13 protein-coding genes are annotated in these 20,124 nt (G+C 51.7%); 2 read left to right on the plus strand and 11 right to left on the minus strand.

The window, feature by feature from the left end; translation table 11 throughout:
* Window positions 1–342: 342 nt before the first annotated feature.
* From recB to RSJ68_04325, 7 genes are all read right to left on the minus strand, one after another.
* The gene (gene recB / locus RSJ68_04295) at window positions 343–3,984 is read right to left on the minus strand and encodes an exodeoxyribonuclease V subunit beta (GenBank protein ID WNU97952.1); all 3,642 of its coding nucleotides are present in this window, start codon (window positions 3,982–3,984) and stop codon (window positions 343–345) included.
* A 346-nt stretch (window positions 3,985–4,330) separates the two neighbouring features.
* Window positions 4,331–5,608: an O-acetylhomoserine aminocarboxypropyltransferase/cysteine synthase family protein gene (locus RSJ68_04300; protein ID WNU97953.1), complete on the minus strand. Its 1,278-nt coding sequence runs from the start codon at window positions 5,606–5,608 to the stop codon at window positions 4,331–4,333.
* An 88-nt stretch (window positions 5,609–5,696) separates the two neighbouring features.
* A complete protein-coding gene (gyrA, locus tag RSJ68_04305; GenBank protein WNU97954.1) occupies window positions 5,697–8,462 on the minus strand; it encodes a DNA gyrase subunit A in 2,766 nt (921 codons plus the stop codon).
* A 182-nt stretch (window positions 8,463–8,644) separates the two neighbouring features.
* Window positions 8,645–9,205, minus strand: a complete 561-nt coding sequence (efp, locus tag RSJ68_04310; protein WNU97955.1) for an elongation factor P — start codon at window positions 9,203–9,205, stop codon at window positions 8,645–8,647.
* Between the two features lie 40 nt (window positions 9,206–9,245).
* Window positions 9,246–10,397 carry an elongation factor P maturation arginine rhamnosyltransferase EarP gene (gene earP / locus RSJ68_04315; GenBank protein WNU97956.1) on the minus strand — a complete coding sequence of 384 codons (1,152 nt, stop codon included), beginning with the start codon at window positions 10,395–10,397 and terminating at the stop codon, window positions 9,246–9,248.
* 48 nt (window positions 10,398–10,445) lie between these two features.
* Complete coding sequence (locus RSJ68_04320; GenBank protein ID WNU97957.1) at window positions 10,446–10,724, minus strand: hypothetical protein; 279 nt, start codon at window positions 10,722–10,724, stop codon at window positions 10,446–10,448.
* A 37-nt stretch (window positions 10,725–10,761) separates the two neighbouring features.
* Window positions 10,762–11,706, minus strand: a complete 945-nt coding sequence (locus tag RSJ68_04325) for a class I SAM-dependent methyltransferase (GenBank protein WNU97958.1) — start codon at window positions 11,704–11,706, stop codon at window positions 10,762–10,764.
* A gap of 337 nt (window positions 11,707–12,043) precedes the next feature.
* Between RSJ68_04325 and RSJ68_04330 the strand changes: the two genes are divergently transcribed.
* Window positions 12,044–13,417, plus strand: a complete 1,374-nt coding sequence (locus RSJ68_04330) for a DEAD/DEAH box helicase (GenBank protein WNU97959.1) — start codon at window positions 12,044–12,046, stop codon at window positions 13,415–13,417.
* Window positions 13,418–13,634: 217 nt separating this feature from the next.
* On the opposite strand, the gene RSJ68_04335 is transcribed toward RSJ68_04330, so the two are convergent.
* From RSJ68_04335 to eno, 3 genes are all read right to left on the minus strand, one after another.
* Window positions 13,635–14,129: a hypothetical protein gene (locus tag RSJ68_04335; protein WNU97960.1), complete on the minus strand. Its 495-nt coding sequence runs from the start codon at window positions 14,127–14,129 to the stop codon at window positions 13,635–13,637.
* 307 nt (window positions 14,130–14,436) lie between these two features.
* Window positions 14,437–14,715, minus strand: coding sequence for a cell division protein FtsB (gene ftsB / locus RSJ68_04340; GenBank protein ID WNU97961.1), 279 nt, complete (start codon window positions 14,713–14,715; stop codon window positions 14,437–14,439).
* A 16-nt stretch (window positions 14,716–14,731) separates the two neighbouring features.
* On the minus strand, window positions 14,732–16,018 hold the full coding sequence (gene eno / locus RSJ68_04345; protein WNU97962.1) for a phosphopyruvate hydratase: 1,287 nt from the start codon (window positions 16,016–16,018) through the stop codon (window positions 14,732–14,734).
* A gap of 660 nt (window positions 16,019–16,678) precedes the next feature.
* Between eno and guaB the strand changes: the two genes are divergently transcribed.
* Window positions 16,679–18,142, plus strand: coding sequence for an IMP dehydrogenase (guaB, locus tag RSJ68_04350; protein ID WNU97963.1), 1,464 nt, complete (start codon window positions 16,679–16,681; stop codon window positions 18,140–18,142).
* 71 nt (window positions 18,143–18,213) lie between these two features.
* Here the strand turns inward: guaB and RSJ68_04355 are convergent, their stop codons facing one another.
* Window positions 18,214–20,121: an ATP-binding cassette domain-containing protein gene (locus RSJ68_04355; protein WNU97964.1), complete on the minus strand. Its 1,908-nt coding sequence runs from the start codon at window positions 20,119–20,121 to the stop codon at window positions 18,214–18,216.
* Window positions 20,122–20,124: the final 3 nt, after the last annotated feature.

Here is a 20,124-nt window from a genome sequence, read left to right on the forward strand (position 1 = left end):
AATTCAAACTCTTTAAAATTTTTTAGAAATCTTCTTTATCTTTCTAACCAAATCATATGATTTGACTGGGACTTGGAATATCTTAATACCTAATGACCCGTTTATACCTAATGACCCGTTTTTCTTCAAACATATTGAAACTTTTGCAATAACATGAGTTATTAAAATTTTATGCTCAATATAATTTTTAAAATGGAAAACCTCCCTAATTCCTTCTACTTTTTCTCAATATCAGAAAGATTTTAGTCAATTGAAATTTTTTAACACATTTTCATGCGTCAAATTCGCAGGTCGTCTGAAAACACTGATGTGTGTATTTTCAGACAACCTTTTTCATTCCATTTACAGCCATTGCACCAAGGATTCGGTATCCAAGTCCCATTGCCAGATGCCGTTCTCCGTGCCGTCCAATCCGCGCAGGAAGAGGTATCGGATGGCGATTTTGGGTAACGGCTTGCTGCGCAGTTTGAAATAGCGGGCTACGGCGATGGCGTAGATGAGCGCTTGCAGGTAGTAATGGTGGTCTGCTACGGCTTCGTTCATGGCTTGTTGCGTATAGGCTTCGGCGTTGTCGCCCAGATGGTTGGATTTGTAGTCGATGATGCATACGAGGTCGTCTGAATCTTGGCAGACCATGTCGATGAAGCCGTTGAGAAAACCTTGTACGTCTTGGAAATCCAATCTTTCTGCGGCTTCGATACATTCCGGTGGCAGTGAGCTGTTTTCGCGGGCAAACCAGCGGCGCAGGTCATGGAGTTTGAAGTCTTCGGTGTAGAGGGTGAACCCCATTTCAGGAAGGCGGCGCTCGGGTGGGATTTCAGACAGGCTTTGTGCAGCAAGGCGCGTTTTGCGGCAGGTGTCGAGCATTTGTTTGACGGCATCTGTCCAGAGTAGGTCGAAGCCGTAGCGGGTCAAGGTTTCGGCTATCAGGCTGCTTTGGCTTTCGGCGCTTTGGGCAAAGTCGAATTTTTCCAACATTTCATGCAGGCAGACGCCGGCATTGGCGCCGCGCGGGAAATGGTGGATGTCGGCATTTAGGAGGTCGTCTGAAACGGGGAGGGTGTTTTCAGACGACCTTTCTGTTTCGGCGGCGGTTTCTGCGGGGTCGAGTGCAGGTTGTAATTCTTCGCGTTCGTCATCCCGGGTTTTGACTTGGCGGCTGAGGCCGGTAAAGCTGGTATGCCGGATGAACTGAAATCCGCGGGCAGGGATAACGGCGGCTTGATAGAGGTCGTCTGAAAGATGGCGGTTTTGCGCGGCAGAGGGTTGCGGCGCGTCTTCGGAAAAGCTGAAGTCGGTATGTTCGGGGGGATTGTTGAGGAAACGCAGCCAGTTGTTTTTCAGCATTTGCAGCTCGCCTAGGGCTTTGTTTGCTTTGCGTTCCTGGTCATAGGCCCGGCGGGTATCCGCCCGATTGCTGTCGGCGCTGCCTTCAAGCAGGTAGGCAAAAGGGGAATCGGCGGTATCGCCGCAATGGGCGGCATAAAGGACGAGCTGCTCTTCGGCACGGGTCAGCGCGACGTAAAGCAGGCGCAGGCGTTCCGCCATTTCTTCGTCGGCAAGGTGGATGCGGTCTTCTTCGTCGAGTTGCGATTTGGCAAGCAGTTCCGTGGTGTGGTCGGCGGTGTGGAGGATTTGCCAATCGGCGGGCTTCATGTCTTTCGCGTCCCAAACGAAAGGGCAATAGACCAAAGGATATTGCAAACCTTTGGAGGCATGCATGGTAACGATTTTGACCAGTGCTTCATCGCTTTCAAGCCGTAACAGTCCTGATTCTCCGACAGATCGGTCTTGCGCCAGGCTGATTTGGTTGTTGAGCCATTGATGTAGGGCGGCGGGGCTGAGGCTTTGTCCTTCTTCTTCGGAGAGGCACTCTAAAAGCTGATGGAAATTGGTGAGGCCGCGCTCGTCGCCGCGTGCAAGCAGACCGGTTTCGATGCCGTGCAACGAGGAGAAGTGTTGCAGCGCGGCATAAATCCCGCTTTTCCGCCAAATGGCAACGGATTCAGCGGCAGTGTTTATCCAGTTTAATAATTCAGCTTCGTTGCGGTTGAGTTGATACAAGGCTTGCGCGTCGTAGCCGAACAATGTGCCGGATAAGACGAAGCGCAGCGAGCCGATTTGTCCGGGATTGAGCCAATAATCCAACAGCGCGGCAAGGGCGAGGGCTTCCGGCGTGGTGAAAACCGATTCCCTTGAGAGTAGAACGCTTTGTATGCCGCGCGTTTTCAGCGCTTTTGCTATCATCACGCCTTCGTTAAACGTCCTGACCAAGACGGCAATATCGCCTGAAACGACCGGTCTGTTTTTGAATTTCAGACGACCTTCGGCAGCTTCGTTGAGCGTGTGGGCGATTTCGTCGGCGCAATATTCGGAGGCACGGCGGCGCAAGATGTCTTTGTTGAGCACTTCGTCGTCTTTGCCGTTGAGCCAGCGTATCTGTATGGCGGTGCGGGGCGGCGAAAGCCGGCTTTCGGAACGTGCGGCGCCGACTTCGGTATAGTCTATGCCGTCCAAGACGAAAGGACGGTTTTTGCAGCGGAACAATGCGCCTATGCCGTTAATCAGCTTGGCATGGCTGCGGTAATTGGTCGCCAGCGTGTAGCTGTGTTGCGCGTCGGCTGCGGCTTGCAGATAGGCGTAAATGTCGGCGCCGCGAAAGCTGTAAATGGCTTGTTTCGGGTCTCCGACTAAGAATAAAGGCTTGTTTTGGCTGATGAAGATTTTTCGGAAGATTTCGTATTGCAGCGGATCGGTGTCTTGAAATTCGTCAATCAAAGCGATGCGCCAGTTTTGCGCCACCGCCTGAGCCAGTGAATCGGCCTGCGGGTTGTCGGTCAATGCGTCGTAAACGTCAAGCAGCAAATCGTCGAAACCGCGTTCGCGTTTGGATTTTTTCTGCTCGCTCAGACTGGCATTAAGATGGTCGAGCAGGTCGAGGTGGAGCAGGGTAAGCGTCTCTTCTTCGGCTTGCACGATGGCAGCTGAATCTGCGCCGAGATTCGCCAATATCTGCAAATCGGCAAAGGCGGCAGCATCGGGAGTATTGCCTTTTTTGACTTTGGACTCTAAGGCTTCTACGGCAAACATGGGCAGCTTTTCTGCCGTCGTTTTGCTAAAAGAAGGAAGGGCATCGGATTGGGCGGCGGATTGGAGTTCGAGAAAGACGGTTTTGAATGTTTTTTCTTGATAGGATTGCCCATTTAATATCGGACGGATGCGCCAGAATGTTTCTTCCAAAGCGTCCAGTTTGGAACGCACTTTTTCCCATGTTTTCCGAAAGTTTTCCTGTGCGGCGATTAAGTCTGCTTCGGGTCGTCTGAAAACCAAATACGGACGGCTGACGAACTTTTGTATTGCCGCCAGCATGGTTTGCGGCGTTTGGCGGCGTTGGAATACCAGCTTCGCCAAAACGGGATGATTGACGATGCGGTCGCGCCAAAAATCTTGAGCGGGAATCAGCAGGCGGTCGCGGTTGTCTTCGGTCAACTCGACATCCATAGGCGCGCGGCACAAAAACGCATAATCGCGCAAAATGCGTTGGCAGAAGCCGTGAATGGTATAAATCGCGGCGTTGTCGAATTGTCCGATGGCGGCCTTGAGGCGGACAATCAGCCGAGCCCGACTTTCTTGAGCCAATGCCTGTTTGAGCAAACCGGTCAGAAACACATCGCCCGGATGATTGTCTCGGCAGTATGCTTCAAGGTCGTCTGAAAGATTGTCCGTATCCTCCACGCTCTCCAAAGCCTGCAATACTTCGTCCAAACGTGCGCGCAAACGGGTTTTCAATTCCGCCGTTGCCGCCTTGGTAAAAGTAACGGTCAAAATGCTTTCGACCGGCATCTGCTCAAGCACAACCAAGCGTGTGAACAAAGCCGCAATGCCGTAGGTTTTGCCCGTGCCGGCGGAGGCTTCAATCAGATTGGTACCTGCTATGGGGATGCTTAGGGGATCGAAGGCTGGAATGGGGATGTTGGCGGGCATGATAAGGAGAGGATGAGTTAAGGAATAACAGGATACGGAGATAATTTTGCTCTTGCGCTTCAGATTGGTTCCCAATCTTCACCGTTTAAAGTGGCTATATTTTTCGCTATTGCCGAAGCGTTGTTGGATTTGTTGTCGGGCTTCCCGAGACGGACGATATTGTTCTGTCTTACCATCAGGTAATTTTATTCTGTGTATGGGGATACCCAAATGCTTGGTATCGGAGCATAACATTAGAATTGAAAAAAAGGTCGTCTGAAGACAGGTATTTTCCCAAACAGAGAAATGATTTTCAGACGACCTTTTTAAGCGGAGGCTTTTTTATCTAAGTACGGTCGTTATTTGCCTATACCCGTGCCGCTTCCAATGCCTGCGCCAAGTCGGCAAGCAAATCGTCGATATGTTCGATGCCCACGCTCAGGCGTACCATATCGGGACTGACACCCGCTGCGGCAAGTTCGGCATCGTCAAGCTGGCGGTGGGTAGTGGTGGCGGGATGGGTGGCAAGCGATTTGGCATCGCCGATATTTACCAAGCGTAGGAAGAGTTGCAGTGCGTCGATGAATTTCGCACCGGCTTCGCGTCCGCCTTTAATGCCGAAACTCAGCAAACCGGAGGCTTTGCCGCCGTAGTCGCGGTCGATTAAGGTTTTGTACGGGCTGTCAGGCAAGGCAGGATAGTTTACCCATTCGACCTGCGGGTGTTTCTTTAAGAATTCGGCTACTTTCAAGGCGTTTTCACAATGATGCTCCATGCGCAGGGCGAGGGTTTCCAAACCTTGCAGCAGTAAAAACGCGCTGTGCGGCGATAGGGCGGCACCGGTATTGCGCAGCGGGACGACCCGGGCACGGGCGATGTATGCGGCCACACCAAAATGCTCGCAGTAGTTTACTCCGTGGTAGGACGGGTCCGGTTGGTTGAAGGTTCGGTCAAAACGCGGATTACCTGCCCATTGGAATTTGCCGCCGTCGATAATGGCACCGCCAATCGTTGTGCCGTGCCCGCCGATGTATTTAGTCAAGGATTGGATAACGATGTCGGCGCCGTGTTCGATGGGACGGAACAGCGTGGGCGTAGCTACAGTATTATCTACCATTAAAGGCAGCTCTTGAGCGTGCGCGGCTTGGGCAAATGCCTGAATATCGACGACATTGATGGCGGGATTGCCGATGGATTCGCAATACACCAGTTTGGTCCGGCTGTCCGTATTGGCGGCGATTTCTTCAGGTTTGGCAGGATCGATAAAGCGTACTTCTATGCCTTGGTGCGGCAGGCTGTGGGCAAAGAAATTATATGTGCCGCCGTAGAGGGTTTGGGTTGCGATGATGTTGTCGCCTGCTTCAACCAATGTTTGAACGGCATAGGTAATCGCCGCCATACCGCTGGCAACAGCCAATGCGGCAATGCCTCCTTCCAGAAGGGCGACACGCTCTTCTAAAACGGCAGTGGTCGGATTCATGATGCGGGTGTAGATATTGCCTGCTACATCAAGGTTAAACAGGTCTGCGCCATGCTGCGTGTTGTCGAAAGTGTAGGAAGTGGTTTGGTAAATCGGGACGGCAGCGGATTTGGTGGTCGCCTCGGATTGATAGCCTGCATGCAGGGCGATAGTTTCCCGTTTCATATGAATATCCTTGTAGTGAATTAAACATTAATAAATAGAGGCCGTCTGAAAAAACGTAGATTGTTTTTCAGACGGCCTGTTTCTTGCTTTATTGCGGTGTATTGTCTTCTGTCGTTACGTTTGACTCGGTAGTGTTTTCTTCATCTGAAGCTGACGCGTCTTCCGGCTCTTCCGCTACCCGCTCGAGGCTGACCAGTTGCTCGCCTTCGTCCAGATTAATCAGGCGCACGCCTGCTGCGGCGCGGCCGGTTTCGCGGATTTGTTCGACTTTGGTGCGGATGAGGACGCCGCCGCTGGTAATCAGCATCAGGTCGTCGGTTTCGCCGACCAACGTTGCGGCGACCAAATCGCCGTTGCGCTCGCCGGTGTTGATGGCGATATTGCCTTGTCCGCCTTTGTTTTTACGGCTGTAATCGGCAATCGGAGTGCGTTTGCCGTAGCCGTTGGCGGTGGCGGTCAGCACTTGCAAATCGCTTTGCGCGGCTTCGGGAGCGAAGGTAATCAGGCTGACGATTTTGCCGTCGGCAGGCAGGCGCATACCGCGTAAGCCGCCGCTGCCGCGACCAGACGGACGCACACCGTGTTTGCCGCTTGGCAGGGCATTTTCGTTGTCGACGGTTTCGTCTTCGAGGTCGTCTGAAATCTCGGTTTCGATGTCGGCATCTTCCGCTTCGTCGTTACCGGATTTTTCCCAGTATTCGTTGAAGCGGATGGCTTTACCCAAGTTGGAGAACAGCATGATGTCGTCCGAGCCGCTGGTTTGCGCGGCGCCGACGAGGTAGTCGCCTTCTTTGAGCGCGATGGCTTTGATGCCTTGGCTGCGGACGTTTTTAAAGGCTGAAAGCTGGACTTTTTTCACCATGCCTTGTGCGGTGGCGAAGAAGACGTATTGGTCTTCAGGAAATTCGCGCACAGCGAGGATGGCGCTGACTTTTTCGCCTTCTTCCAACTGGATGACGTTGTTAATCGGACGGCCGCGGCTGTTGCGACCGCCTTCGGGCAGTTTGTAAACCTTGATCCAGTGGCACTTGCCGAGGTTGGTGAAACACATCAAATAGTCATGCGTGTTCGCGACGAACAAGGTTTCGATGAAGTCTTCGTCTTTGGTGGCCGCAGCCTGCTTGCCGCGCCCGCCGCGACGCTGCGCCTGATAGTCGGTGGTCGGCTGGGTTTTGATATAGCCGCCGTGGGTCAGGGTAACGACCATTTCACGTTGCGGAATCAGGTCTTCATCGGCAATGTCGCCGCCGAACGGGTTGATTTCGCTGCGGCGTTCGTCGCCGAAATTGGTTTTGGTTTCTTCCAATTCTTCGCGGATGATTTGGGTGATGCGTTCCGGTTTCGCCAAAATGTCCAAAAAGTCGATGATTTTTGCCATGATGTTTTTATAATCGCCGACAATTTCTTCTTGGTCGAGGCCGGTCAGGTTGCGCAGGCTCATGCGCAGGATGGCGTCGGCTTGGATTTCGCTCAGATAATAGCCTTGTTCCTGCAAGCCGAGGTTGGCAGGCAGACCTTCGGGGCGCGCCATGCGCAGGTCGAGATCGGTACGGCTCAACATGTCTTCCACCAAGCCGCTGCGCCATGCGCGGGACAACAGTTTTTCTTTGGCTTCAGGCGCGTCGGCGGATTCTTTAATCAACCGAATCATCTCGTCGATATTGGACAGGGCGACGGCTTTACCTTCGGCGATATGGCCTTCATGACGCGCTTTTTTCAAGCGGAACAAGGTGCGGCGGGTAACGACTTCGCGACGGTGGCGCAGAAATTCCGCCAAAATCTGTTTCAGGTTCAACAGGCGCGGCTGACCGTCAACCAAAGCAACCATATTGATGCCGAAGCTGTCTTGAAGCTGGGTGAGTTTGTAGAGTTGGTTTAAAACGACTTCGGCGTTTTCGTTGCGTTTCAATTCGATAACGACGCGCATACCGGATTTGTCAGATTCGTCGCGCAGGTCGGATACGCCTTCCAACGTTTTTTCGCGCACCAGTTCGCCGATTTTTTCCACCAGCTTGGCTTTGTTCACCTGATACGGAATTTCGTCGATGATAATGGCTTCGCGTTCGCCGTTTTTGCCTATGGGTTCGATATGGGTTTTACCACGCATGACGACGCGGCCGCGGCCGGTTTTATAGCCTTCGCGCACGCCGCTCAAGCCGTAGATGGTTGCGCCGGTCGGGAAATCAGGGGCTTGCAGGATGTTGATTAATTCGTCGATTTCGGTTTCGGGTTCATCCAAAAGACGCAGACAGGCGTTGACGGTGTCGGTGAGGTTGTGCGGCGGAATGTTGGTCGCCATACCGACGGCGATACCGGACGAGCCGTTGACCAACAGCGCGGGGAAGCGGGTCGGTAACACCAGCGGTTCGTGCTCGCTGCCGTCGTAGTTCGGACCGAAATTGACGGTTTCTTCTTCGATGTCCGCCAGCATTTCGTGGGCGATTTTCGCCATGCGGATTTCGGTATAACGCATGGCCGCGGCGCCGTCGCCGTCAACCGAACCGAAGTTGCCCTGACCGTCGATTAAGACGTAACGCATCGAAAAATCCTGCGCCATGCGCACGATGGTGTCGTAAACCGCAGAATCGCCGTGCGGATGGTATTTACCGATGACGTCGCCGACGATACGCGCCGATTTTTTGTAGGCGGCATTCCAGTTGTTTTTCAGCTCGTGCATGGCGTAAAGCACGCGGCGGTGCACCGGCTTCAAACCGTCGCGCACATCGGGCAGCGCGCGGCCGACAATCACGCTCATGGCGTAATCGAGATAGCTTTTGCGCATTTCGTCTTCAAGGCTGACGGGCAGGGTTTCGAGTGCGAATTTATGGTCGTTGCGGATAGTTGCGTCGGTCATGGTTTTCTTTATTTCGTATGGCAAAAATTAGCTCGAATTTTAGCATAAAAACGGCTTGGAAAGGGCGTTTTGCGGGGCAATGCGGCAAATCCGGGCAACTTACAGAACGATGGTTGTAAAAATAGATAAAAGGTCGTCTGAAACTTTTCAGACGACCTTTTATCTTGAACCGAAGCTGATGCTTAAGCGCGTTTGCGGAATTCGCCGGTACGGGTATCGATTTCGACTTTGTCGCCGTTTTCGATGTAAGACATCACTTGGATTTCAGTACCGCCGACCAGACGCGCGGTTTTCATCACTTTGCCGGAAGTATCGCCTTTAACGGCAGGCTCGGTGTATTCAACTTCGCGTACGATGATGGTAGGCAGTTCGACAGAAATAGGGTTGCCTTCGTAAAAAGTTACTTCGCATTGGTCTTCCATGCCGTCAACGATGAATTTCAACGCGTCGCCGATGTTGTCGGCTTCGATTTCGTATTGGTTGAATTCTTCGTCCATGAAGACGTACATAGGGTCGGCAAAGTAGCTGTAAGTACAGTTTTTGCGGGACAGGATGACGACGTCGAATTTGTCGTCGGCTTTGTAAATGGTTTCGGAAGCGGCACCGGTCAGCAGGTTTTTCAGTTTCATGCTGACTTTGGCGGAAGAGCGGCCGCCTTTGATGTATTCGGTTTTTTGAACGACCATAGGATCGTTGCCGACCATGAATACGTTGCCGGCGCGCAGTTCTTGTGCTGTTTTCATGTATTGTCCAATCAAATCGGTTGTAAATAAACGCGCTATTTTAGCGTATTTTTTTAAGCTTTGAAATAAAGGCGGCGAGTTTTTCGGGGGCGGAAGGCTGCTCGAAAAGATGACGGCTCCAGTCCTCCGTACCTTGCCGCCAGTCGTTTTGGTGTTGTTGCAGGATTTGCCAACATTCGAGGCGCTGCGTGGCGGATAATGCCTCTCCGCCGTTGAGGTCGTCTGAAAGGCGGCGGTGTGCCGAGGCGGTTTCGGGCGTGTAGAAGCCGTGTGCCTTATCCCAAAAGGCGTGGAGTTTGTCGAGATGGACATGCTCGTCTTGCGGGTAGATGTGCCAAAAGAAGGGTTTGCCGGCAAGCTGGGCGCGGACGAAACTGTCTTCGCCGCGTATCACGACGCAGTCGGCGAGGTGCAGCAGTTTGTCGAAATCCTGTTGCGGCACGAAAGGGATTTTGACGAGGCGGACTGAGGTCGTCTGAAAAACATCGCCGTCGTTTTGCAGGGCGTTTTGCGGAATGACGCCGCTTTGTTTGAGGCTGTCGATGATTTGCGTCCCAGCCAGCAGCAGGGTCATCGGGCTGCCTGCCTGTTGCCACATGTCCAGCCATTTTGCCCAAACATCGCTCCGGTAGCCGAAAAGCAGCCATTCGGGGGCATTTTTTTCTGGAAGCATCAGCCGCTCTCGCAAGGCTTCGCTATCAAAACGGACGGCATCACGGTAATCGCGTTCGCGTATCAGCCCGCCGCTTTTTTCGCTGAAACCCATAAACCAAAAATATTTTTGAACACCCTCCTGCGGCGAAGGCATCAGATGCAGCCTTTCATTGCTTTCCTCCGCGCTCAAATACTCCCAATTCAGCCAAAGCGGCTTGTGTTGGCGGATGATGTGCAACACATTTTCAGGCAGATCACAGGCGAAAGTTTCGATGACAATATCGGGAACAGGCGCATTATTAATATCCGCCACTTCAGCATGCCAAGTGCGGACATAAATATCCTGATGAACGCAGGGAACGTCGGGCAAATCGGGACAAAGCGCACGCAAAGCAGACACATCGTCCGTCCACAAATGCACCTGCCAACCAAGTTCACGGTGCAAAACACGGGCAAGCCGCAGGGAAACGCCGATGTCGCCGAAATTGTCGATGACGTTGCAAAAAATCCAACAAACAGGAAAAGCGTGTGTATTCATAAAAGACTCGAGGTCGTCTGAAATCGGTTTCAGACGACCTTTTCAAAACTAAAACGCGCCGAAATAGTGGAACAAATACACAATCAGCAAAACGATTGGAATAAACAGCAGCATGGTTTGACGTTTCAAATCAAACTCTTGCTTAATATGATGCTTGATGGTGTCGAAAAGGACGAATTTGAACAGAAACGTCGCTTCGCAGGCAAGGATGATGCCGTTGATTAAGTGTTGCGCCGCGTCTTCAGGCGGATTGACGGCGAAAACAGCAAGCGTCGCCAAGGGTATCAGGCAGACGGCAAGCCAATGGATGATGAGCGGTTTGGACATGGTGTGTAATCAGTTCAAAATAATTGGAAGAGGGCGGTTATTTATGTCTGATTTCCCAACACTGATGGATTTTCTTGTTGCGGAAATCGTCGGGAACGGATTGTTTGGAAATGTCTTTGACGGCGTATTGTTCCGATACCGAATCGTCCAAGACGAAGCTGCGCAAGTTGTTGGAAAAGTACAAAATGCCGTCTGAAGCGAGCAGGTTCATCGCGCCGTCAATCAACTTTTTGTGGTCGCGCTGGATGTCGAGGATGCCGGGCATCTTTTTGCTGTTGGAGAAGCTGGGCGGATCCATGACGATGAGGTCGAACTGTTTGCCTTCGGCGGCGGCGTTTTGCAGGTATTGGAACACGTCGGCGCGGACGATTTTGTGTTGTTCGGGGCTGATGCCGTTGAGTTCGAAATTGCGTTTCGCCCAATCGAGATAAGTATTGGACAAATCGACGGTTTCGCTGGACGCTGCGCCGCCGGTGGCGGCATAGACGGTGAAGCTGCCGGTGTAGGAAAACAGGTTGAGGAAGCGTTTGCCCGCTGAGGTTTCGCCGACTTTTTTGCGCGTGTTGCGGTGGTCGAGAAAGAGGCCGGTGTCGAGGTATTTGTCGAGGTTGACCCAAAACTTGCGGCCGTTTTCGGTGATGACGAAATCGTCGCCGGTTTTGCCGGTTTTCTCGTATTGCTGCAAGCCTTTTTGGCGTTCGCGGCGTTTGAGGTGGATTTGTTCGAGCGCAAAACCGGTAACGAAGGCGACGGCTTCCAATACTTCGGCAAGCCACGTTTCGTATTCTTCGAGCTGCATCAGCCAGCCGGTATCGTATTCCTGAAGGTGGATTTGGTCGCCGTAAACATCAACGGCAAAGGGGAATTGGGGGATGTCGCGGTCGTAAATGCGCCAGGCTTCGATGCCGTTGCGTTTCGCCCATTTCATGAGGTGTTTGATGTTTTTGCCCATGCGGTTGGCGAAGGGTGTGATGTCGGTCATGGTTTCAGACGGCCTGAATGAGGATTGGGAAGGGTTTGAATTTTAACGCACTTGATGCCTTTTTGCTTGACCGTTATCCATAAAATCTATATTATCCGCCGTTCGCCTTTTTATACGAAGCCATCGTCTTCCAACCTAAACCGCCGTTTCGGGCGCGTTTCTTTTATTGCTTGCATATTTGCCAAGCCTTTCTGTGCAGGTTGTCGTCGATGTTAACCACAAGCAAGATGCTTGCGACAACCCTGTAACTTCACATTTCCCGTTTCGTTACTTTCCTTTGCTTCAGGTCGTCTGAAAACCGTTCAGACGTGCGCGTTGTTGTCTCTTTAGGATAGCCATGTCTATTAAATTTGCCGATTTGAACCTTGATAAAAACATTTTGTCCGCCGTGCGCAGCGAGGGTTACGAAAGCCCGACGCCGATTCAGGCGCAAGCCATTCCGTTTGCTTTGGAAGGCCGCGACATCATGGCTTCGGCGCAAACCGGCTCCGGCAAAACCGCCGCCTTCCTGCTGCCGACGTTGCAGCGACTGACCAAACGCAGCGAGAAATCGGGCAAAGGCCCGCGTGCGTTGGTGTTGACGCCGACCCGTGAATTGGCGGCGCAAGTCGAGAAAAACGCGCTGGCGTACGCCAAAAATATGCGTTGGTTCCGCACCGTCAGCATCGTCGGCGGCGCATCGTTCGGCTACCAAACCCGCGCCCTGAGCAAACCGGTCGACCTGATTGTCGCCACGCCGGGCCGTCTGATGGACTTGATGCAAAGCGGCAAAGTCGATTTCGCCCGCTTGGAAGTGCTGATTTTGGACGAAGCCGACCGTATGTTGGACATGGGTTTTATCGACGACATCGAAACCATCGTCGAAGCCACCCCGACCGACCGTCAGACTTTATTGTTCTCCGCCACTTGGGACGGCGCGGTCGGTAAGCTGGCGCGCAAACTGACGAAAAACCCTGAAATCATCGAAGTCGAGCGCGTGGACGACCAAGGCAAAATCGAAGAGCAGCTGCTGTACTGCGACGATATGCGCCACAAAAACCGCCTGCTCGACCACATCCTGCGCGACACCAATATCGACCAATGCGTGATTTTCACGTCCACCAAAGCCATGACCGAAGTCATCGCCGACGATTTGTACGAAAAAGGTTTCGCCGCCAACTGCCTGCACGGCGACATGCCGCAAGGCTGGCGCAACCGCACGCTGATGGATTTGCGCAAAGGCCGCTGCAAAATTTTGGTTGCCACCGACGTCGCCGCACGCGGTATCGACGTGCCGACCATTACCCACGTCATCAACTACGACCTGCCGAAACAGGCGGAAGACTACGTCCACCGCATCGGCCGCACCGGACGGGCAGGGCGCACGGGCATTGCGATTACCTTCGCCGAAGTGAACGAATACGTCAAAGTGCACAAAATCGAAAAATACATCGGCCGTAAATTGCCCGAGCTGACCGTCGAAGGCATGGAACCGACCCGCAAGCGCAAATCCGCAGGCGGCAAGCCGAAAGGCAAAGGCGGCTGGGGCGATCGTAAATCCGGCGGCTGGCGCGGCGATAAGAAACCGGGTAAAGAAGGCTTCGGCGGCAAATCGCGCGGCGAAGGTTTCAAAAAAGAAGGATTTAAGAAAGGCGGCGAAGGCTTCAAAGGCAAACGTAAAGCCAACGATTCTTTCGGCTCGAAACCAAGCCGTCTAGCGAAAAGAGGCTGATGCTAAAGCCAAATCAATAGCGGGTATAGTGGATTAAATTTAAATCAGGACAAGGCGAGGCAACGCCGTACTGGTTTAAAGTTAATCCACTATATGAAGAAACTTTGATACCGCGTTGCCTAACAAAAAGGTCGTCTGAAAATCGATTTCAGACGACCTTTTTATTATGATGAGACGAAGGAGAGTTTGAGACAGATGGGTTCAATACGCCATAAATTTATACCGGCTCATGCGCCCATTGAGGAAGCGTGGTTTTCTGTTTGCAAAATGCAAATAACCGCTGTCCGCTGAATTTCTCAAACATCAGCTCCACACCGCTTTGCAAGCGCAAAATCAGTGCGGAAGGTGTATCTATTTTGATAAAGTCGATGCGGTGCTGTACCAGTTTTGCAATAGTCGAATACAAATCAAGCTTGTCTGCATGATTGAAGAACCAGGGATTAAGACTTAACCAGCGTCCTCCGTTTAATGGCTCTCCGGGTTGGAAATCAGCACGGATTTGAGTAAGGCGGTCGTCTGAAAAATGCAGTTCAATATTGCCATAAAGCCAGATATTCCATCCCTTTTTCACTAAAAGCCCTTTAGGAACGCATTCGGGAGCGGGGAACATTTGTAAAATCATTTCTGCAGTTTGTCCGATTTCCAGATAATCAAATCGGCCTGTGGTCAGAAAGTCAAACATATCGACAGAAATCGGAAAGTGGTAACGCATGGCAAGCTTCAGACGAGGTAGGAAGAATGGCGTTATATTAGTTCAAAAGTCAAATGCAATCAATTCTTATTTCTATTTTTAGTTGATTTCACTATTTGAGGACATTTCATTTTTTGTACAATTTAAAATTAAGATACTCTCATTAATACCGTCATTTCCGCATAGGTAGGAATATGAAAGTTTGAAGTAGCAGCAAACTCTGAATATTTTTATAAAACCAAGTTGTTTTCGCGGGGAAAGTCCAAGCTACAGATAAAAGAAGGTCGTCTGAAATTTTTCAGACGACCTTTTATTCCCATCAGGGCAATTAACGGCTGCGTTCGATAAAACGGTAATAGGTTTCGCCGTCTTGGACGTAACCCAATTCCACACGGGCAATTTCAGAAATCGCTTCTTGACCGTTCGCCAAATCATCGACTTCCGCAGCAAGGAACTGGTTGCGCAAAGTGAGCGTCTGGTTTTTCTCCTCCTGCACGGAAAGTTGTTCCTGCAATTCTTCCGTATGCGCGATACTGCCTTTTCCAAACCAAAGGCTGTATTGGCAGTAAGCAAGCGCGATGGATAAAACAACAGTTACCCACTTCATACATCAATACCTTTTCTTATTTGCCCAGTTGATAGAATGCGGCTTTGCCGGGGTAGTAGGCAGCTTCTGCCAATTCTTCCTCGATGCGCAGCAGTTGGTTGTATTTCGCCATGCGGTCGGAGCGGCTCAATGAACCGGTTTTGATCTGCATACAGTTGGTAGCGACTGCCAAGTCGGCAATGGTGCTGTCTTCAGTTTCGCCCGAACGGTGGCTCATTACGCTGGCGTAACGGCTGCGTTTTGCCAAGTCAACCGCTTGCAAGGTTTCGCTCAAAGTACCGATTTGGTTGACTTTGACCAGCAATGCGTTTGCCACGCCTTTTTCGATTCCTTCGGCAAGGATTTTCGGATTGGTTACGAACAAGTCGTCGCCGACCAGTTGTACTTTGCTGCCGAGTTTTTCGGTGAGGAGTTTCCAGCCTTCCCAGTCGTTTTCATCCATACCGTCTTCGATGGAGATAATCGGGAATTCGTTAACCAAGCCTTCAAGGTATTCGGCAAATTCTGCGCTGGTGTAAGAACGGCCTTCGGCTTCCAAGTGGTATTTGCCGTCTTTGTAAAACTCGCTGGATGCGCAGTCCAAAGCAAACAAGACATCATCACCTGCTTTGTAACCAGCAGCTTCGGTTGCTTCAACCATCAGTTGCAGAGCTTCTTTGTGGCTGTTCAGGTTAGGGGCGAAACCGCCTTCATCGCCGACAGTAGTCGGGAAGCCTTTACCGTCGCACAGTTTTTTCAGCGCGTGGAAAATTTCAGCACCGCAGCGCAGGGCTTCGCGGAAGGATTTTGCGCCGACAGGCATAATCATAAATTCTTGAATGTTCAGGCTGTTATTGGCATGTTCGCCGCCGTTGATAACGTTCATCATCGGAACAGGCAAAGCCATAGGACCGGCGCCGCCCAAGTAACGGTACAGCGGCAGACCTGAATCTTCGGCAGCCGCGCGGGCAACAGCCATAGAAACTGCCAAAGTAGCATTCGCACCCAAATTGCCTTTGTTTTCAGTGCCGTCCAGCTCGATCATGATTTTGTCGATGTAGGACTGTTCGTTGGCATCGATACCGATCAGGGCTTGGGCAATTTGGTTGTTGACGTGTTCAACTGCTTTCAATACGCCTTTGCCCGAGTAGCGGGATTTGTCGCCGTCGCGAAGTTCCAAAGCCTCTTTTTGACCGGTAGACGCACCGCTCGGTACGGCGGCACGGCCCATTACGCCGGACTCCAGCAATACATCGCATTCTACGGTAGGGTTGCCGCGTGAATCCAAAATCTCGCGGGCAAAAATATCAACGATTGCGCTCATAAATATTCTCCAAATGAGGATGAAAAAAGAAAAGTAGCTTTGTTACATTTCAGACGACCTATGAGTGTCGCTGAAAGCACATCAACGGCGATTATACCGATGGTGGTATTGGAATTACGATGAAACCGACTTTAAGTTTGTTTCACGTCAACATCGGTTTTGCACAAAAAATAATATCTGCTCAAGCAGCCCCGCATTTTAACAGTTTTTGAGGTTTCAGGGCAGGGGAGCTTGCTGAGAATGCTTTGTTTTAGGCAGGAAGGTCGTCTGAAAAACGATTCGAATGAGCATTTAACCAACCGATAATATTCAATATCTTTTCGAATTTTGAGATAAATGAGGATTTTTTAAGGGCTTGGAGAGCAGCATTGTCTAATCTGTGATAGCCGCTGCTTTCAATAATGCGAACCATGTTTGAGTGACTATTTAAAGCCCTTACGCCGAGAATGGCTTGTCCTTTCTCTCCATTTTCTAGGAAATAAACAGGATATTTGGGAACAGGTATATGGGCAACTTTGTTGAAAAAGCAAAATCGGTATCAAAATTTCCGCGCATTTATTATCGTGTAAAAAAATAACAAAGGCCCTGCAAAATTTTGTAAGGTTGGCATTTAAATGCTATAATGCCGTGCATCTTGCACAAACTGAAAGACTGAGCATCATGCGTATCGTAGAAAAAGCCTATACTTTCGACGATGTTTTGTTGGTTCCTGCACATTCAACCGTGCTGCCACGAGACGTTAAACTTCAAACCAAGCTCACCCGCGAAATCACGCTCAACCTCCCCTTACTTTCCGCCGCAATGGACACCGTTACCGAAGCACGCCTCGCCATTTCCATGGCGCAAGAAGGCGGTATCGGCATTATCCATAAAAACATGACGCCTGAAATGCAGGCGCGTGCCGTTTCCAAAGTGAAACGCCACGAGAGCGGCGTAGTGAAAGACCCGGTAACGGTTGCCCCGACGACGCTCATCCGCGAAGTATTGGAAATGCGCGCGCAACGCAAACGCAAAATGTCCGGCCTGCCCGTCGTCGAAAACGGCAAAGTAGTAGGTATCGTTACCAACCGCGACCTGCGTTTTGAAAACCGCCTCGACCTGCCCGTTTCCGCCATCATGACCCCGCGCGAACGCTTGGTTACCGTCCCCGAAGGCACAAGCATCGACGAAGCGCGCGAACTGATGCACGAACATAAAGTCGAGCGCGTTTTGGTCTTGAACGAAAAAGACGAACTTAAAGGCTTGATTACCGTAAAAGATATTTTGAAAACCACCGAGTTTCCGAATGCCAACAAAGACTCCGAAGGCCGTTTGCGCGTAGGCGCGGCTGTCGGCACCGGCGGCGACACCGAAGAGCGCGTAAAAGCCTTGGTCGGAGCAGGAGTCGACGTCATCGTCGTCGATACTGCACACGGCCATAGCCAAGGCGTTATCGAGCGCGTGAAATGGGTGAAAGAAACCTATCCGCACATACAAGTCATCGGCGGCAATATCGCAACCGCCAAAGCCGCTTTGGATTTGGTCGCAGCAGGAGCAGACGCCGTCAAAGTCGGTATCGGACCGGGTTCGATTTGTACCACCCGTATCGTTGCGGGCGTAGGCGTGCCGCAACTGACCGCCATTCACAATGTTGCCGAAGCCCTCAAAGGCACCGGCGTTCCGCTGATTGCCGACGGCGGCATCCGCTTCTCCGGCGACATCGCCAAAGCTCTGGCAGCAGGCGCATACAGCGTCATGCTCGGCGGAATGTTTGCCGGTACGGAAGAAGCACCGGGCGAAATCGAACTCTACCAAGGTCGTTCGTACAAATCCTACCGCGGTATGGGTTCTCTGGGTGCAATGAGCCAAGGTTCTGCCGACCGCTACTTCCAAGATAAAACCGACAGCACCGACAAATATGTCCCCGAAGGCATTGAAGGCCGCGTTCCCTACAAAGGTCCGATTGTGAACATCATCCACCAACTGACCGGCGGCCTGCGTTCCAGCATGGGCTATTTGGGCTGCGCCAATATCGCAGAAATGCACGAAAAAGCGGAATTTGTAGAAATTACCTCCGCCGGTATGAGCGAATCCCACGTTCACGATGTTCAAATTACCAAAGAAGCGCCGAACTATCACCGCTAAGGTAAAGTGAAAAAAGGTCGTCTGAAAGTTTCAGACGACCTCTTTCTATTGTTTGAATAATGCCCTAAAAATCAGATTGCTTCACCGTTCTGCTTCGCCTCTAGAAGCTCCCAGCGTTCCAATTTTTCCAAGAGCAGTGTTTCGATTTCTTCGGCACGGTTTTGCAATGTGCCGGCTTTCTCATAATCTTTGAAGATTTCAGGATCGGAAAGCTGCACGTTGATTGCCGCCTGTTCGGTTTCCAAGGCGGCGATTTCGTCGGGCAGGGTGTCGAGTTCGCGCTGTTCTTTGTAGGAAAGTTTGATCGTGCGGTTGGCTTTGGGTTTGGCTTTTTCCGGTTCTGCGGTTGTTTTCGGCGCGGAGGCCGTCTGAATTTTCTCTTCGCGTGATTTTGCGTCGATATAGTCCTGATAGCCGCCGATGTATTCTTTCAGACGACCTTGCCCTTCGAAAACAATGCTTTGGGTAATCACATTGTCGAGGAACATACGGTCGTGCGAGACGAGGAATACCGTGCCTTGGTAATCGCGCAGCAAATCTTCAAGCAGCTCTTGGGTGTCGATGTCTAGGTCGTTGGTCGGTTCGTCCAAGACCAGGATATTGGCGGGACGGGTGAAGAGTTTTGCCAGCAGAAGGCGGTTGCGTTCGCCGCCGGAGAGCGATGAGACGGGGCTTTGCGCGCGGGCAGGGTGGAACAGGAAATCTTCCAGATAGCTCATGACGTGTTTTTTCTTGCCGCCGACTTCGACGTAATCATTGCCTTGTCCGAGCGTGTAAAACACAGTGTCGTTTTCGTTCAACGCGCTGCGGAACTGGTCGAAATAGGCGACTTCCTGCTTGCTGCCGATGCGGATTCTGCCGTAGGTCGGCTGCAATTCGCCCAGAATCAGCTTGAGAAAGGTGGTTTTGCCGATGCCGTTTGGGCCGATTAAGCCGATTTTGTCGCCACGCTGCAAGATGGCGGAGAATTTGTCCATAATGACTTTGTCGCCGTAGGCAAACGAGGCGTGTTCCAGCTCGGCGATGATTTTGCCGCTTTTCTCGCCGCTGTCGAGCTTGAAGTTGACTTGTCCTTGCACGTTGCGGCGTTCGGCACGCTGACGGCGCAGTTCTTCCAAACGGCGCACGCGGCCTTCGTTGCGGGTACGGCGCGCTTCGATGCCTTTGCGTATCCACGCTTCTTCCTGCGCGTGGAATTTGTCGAAGAGGCGGTTGTGTTCCGCTTCAACCGCCAATTCCTGCGCTTTTTTCTCGCTGTATTTGGAGAACGAGCCGGGATAGGAGCGCAGAATACCGCGGTCGAGTTCGACAATGCGCGTGGCAATGTTGTCCAGAAAACGGCGGTCGTGGGTAATCACGACCAAGCTGCCTTCAAACGCTTTGAGCAGGTTTTCCAGCCAGATAATCGCGTCGATGTCCAAATGGTTGGTCGGCTCATCCAGCAGCAATACGTCGGGCTTCTGCACCCAAGCCTGCGCCAGGGCGACGCGCTTTTTCTGCCCACCGGAGAGGTTGCCGATTTTTTCATTTTCCGGCAAACCGAGTTCGCCCAAAGTCTGCTTCACCGCCGCATCCAGCTTCCAACCGTCCTTCGCTTCGATTTCAAGCTGTAATTCGTTGAGTTCTTTCAATAAGGTTTCACTTGAACCATTTTCCAACTCATGGCTGACGCGGTGGTAACGGCGCAGCAGGTCGCGGATTTCGCCCAAGCCTTCGGCGACGGTGTCGAATACGGTGGCTTCTTTGTCGAAAAACGATTCCTGCGGCACATAAACGATTTTGAGGTTGTTTTGAACGATAATCTGCCCGTCATCGAGCTTCTGCACGCCGGCGAGGATTTTTAGAAACGAAGATTTACCCGCGCCGTTGCGGCCGATTAAGCCGATTTTTTCGCCGCTGTCGAGTTGGAAGGAAGTTTTGTCGAGCAAGGCGACATGGCCGACGGCAAAAGAAGCGTTTTCTACGGATAAGATGTTCATAAG

This window comes from Neisseria sp. DTU_2020_1000833_1_SI_GRL_NUU_006 (assembly GCA_032388755.1).
Classification (GTDB): domain Bacteria; phylum Pseudomonadota; class Gammaproteobacteria; order Burkholderiales; family Neisseriaceae; genus Neisseria; species Neisseria sicca_C.

Excerpts from the sequence above, each read along its gene's own strand:
- recB (WNU97952.1), bottom strand. The coding sequence starts at position 3,984 with ATGCCCGCCAACATCCCCATTCCAGCCTTCGATCCCCTAAGCATCCCC.
- RSJ68_04300 (WNU97953.1), bottom strand. The coding sequence starts at position 5,608 with ATGAAACGGGAAACTATCGCCCTGCATGCAGGCTATCAATCCGAGGCG.
- gyrA (WNU97954.1), bottom strand. The coding sequence starts at position 8,462 with ATGACCGACGCAACTATCCGCAACGACCATAAATTCGCACTCGAAACC.
- efp (WNU97955.1), bottom strand. The coding sequence starts at position 9,205 with ATGAAAACAGCACAAGAACTGCGCGCCGGCAACGTATTCATGGTCGGC.
- earP (WNU97956.1), bottom strand. The coding sequence starts at position 10,397 with ATGAATACACACGCTTTTCCTGTTTGTTGGATTTTTTGCAACGTCATC.
- RSJ68_04320 (WNU97957.1), bottom strand. The coding sequence starts at position 10,724 with ATGTCCAAACCGCTCATCATCCATTGGCTTGCCGTCTGCCTGATACCC.
- RSJ68_04325 (WNU97958.1), bottom strand. The coding sequence starts at position 11,706 with ATGACCGACATCACACCCTTCGCCAACCGCATGGGCAAAAACATCAAA.
- RSJ68_04330 (WNU97959.1), top strand. The coding sequence starts at position 12,044 with ATGTCTATTAAATTTGCCGATTTGAACCTTGATAAAAACATTTTGTCC.
- RSJ68_04335 (WNU97960.1), bottom strand. The coding sequence starts at position 14,129 with ATGCGTTACCACTTTCCGATTTCTGTCGATATGTTTGACTTTCTGACC.
- ftsB (WNU97961.1), bottom strand. The coding sequence starts at position 14,715 with ATGAAGTGGGTAACTGTTGTTTTATCCATCGCGCTTGCTTACTGCCAA.
- eno (WNU97962.1), bottom strand. The coding sequence starts at position 16,018 with ATGAGCGCAATCGTTGATATTTTTGCCCGCGAGATTTTGGATTCACGC.
- guaB (WNU97963.1), top strand. The coding sequence starts at position 16,679 with ATGCGTATCGTAGAAAAAGCCTATACTTTCGACGATGTTTTGTTGGTT.
- RSJ68_04355 (WNU97964.1), bottom strand. The coding sequence starts at position 20,121 with ATGAACATCTTATCCGTAGAAAACGCTTCTTTTGCCGTCGGCCATGTC.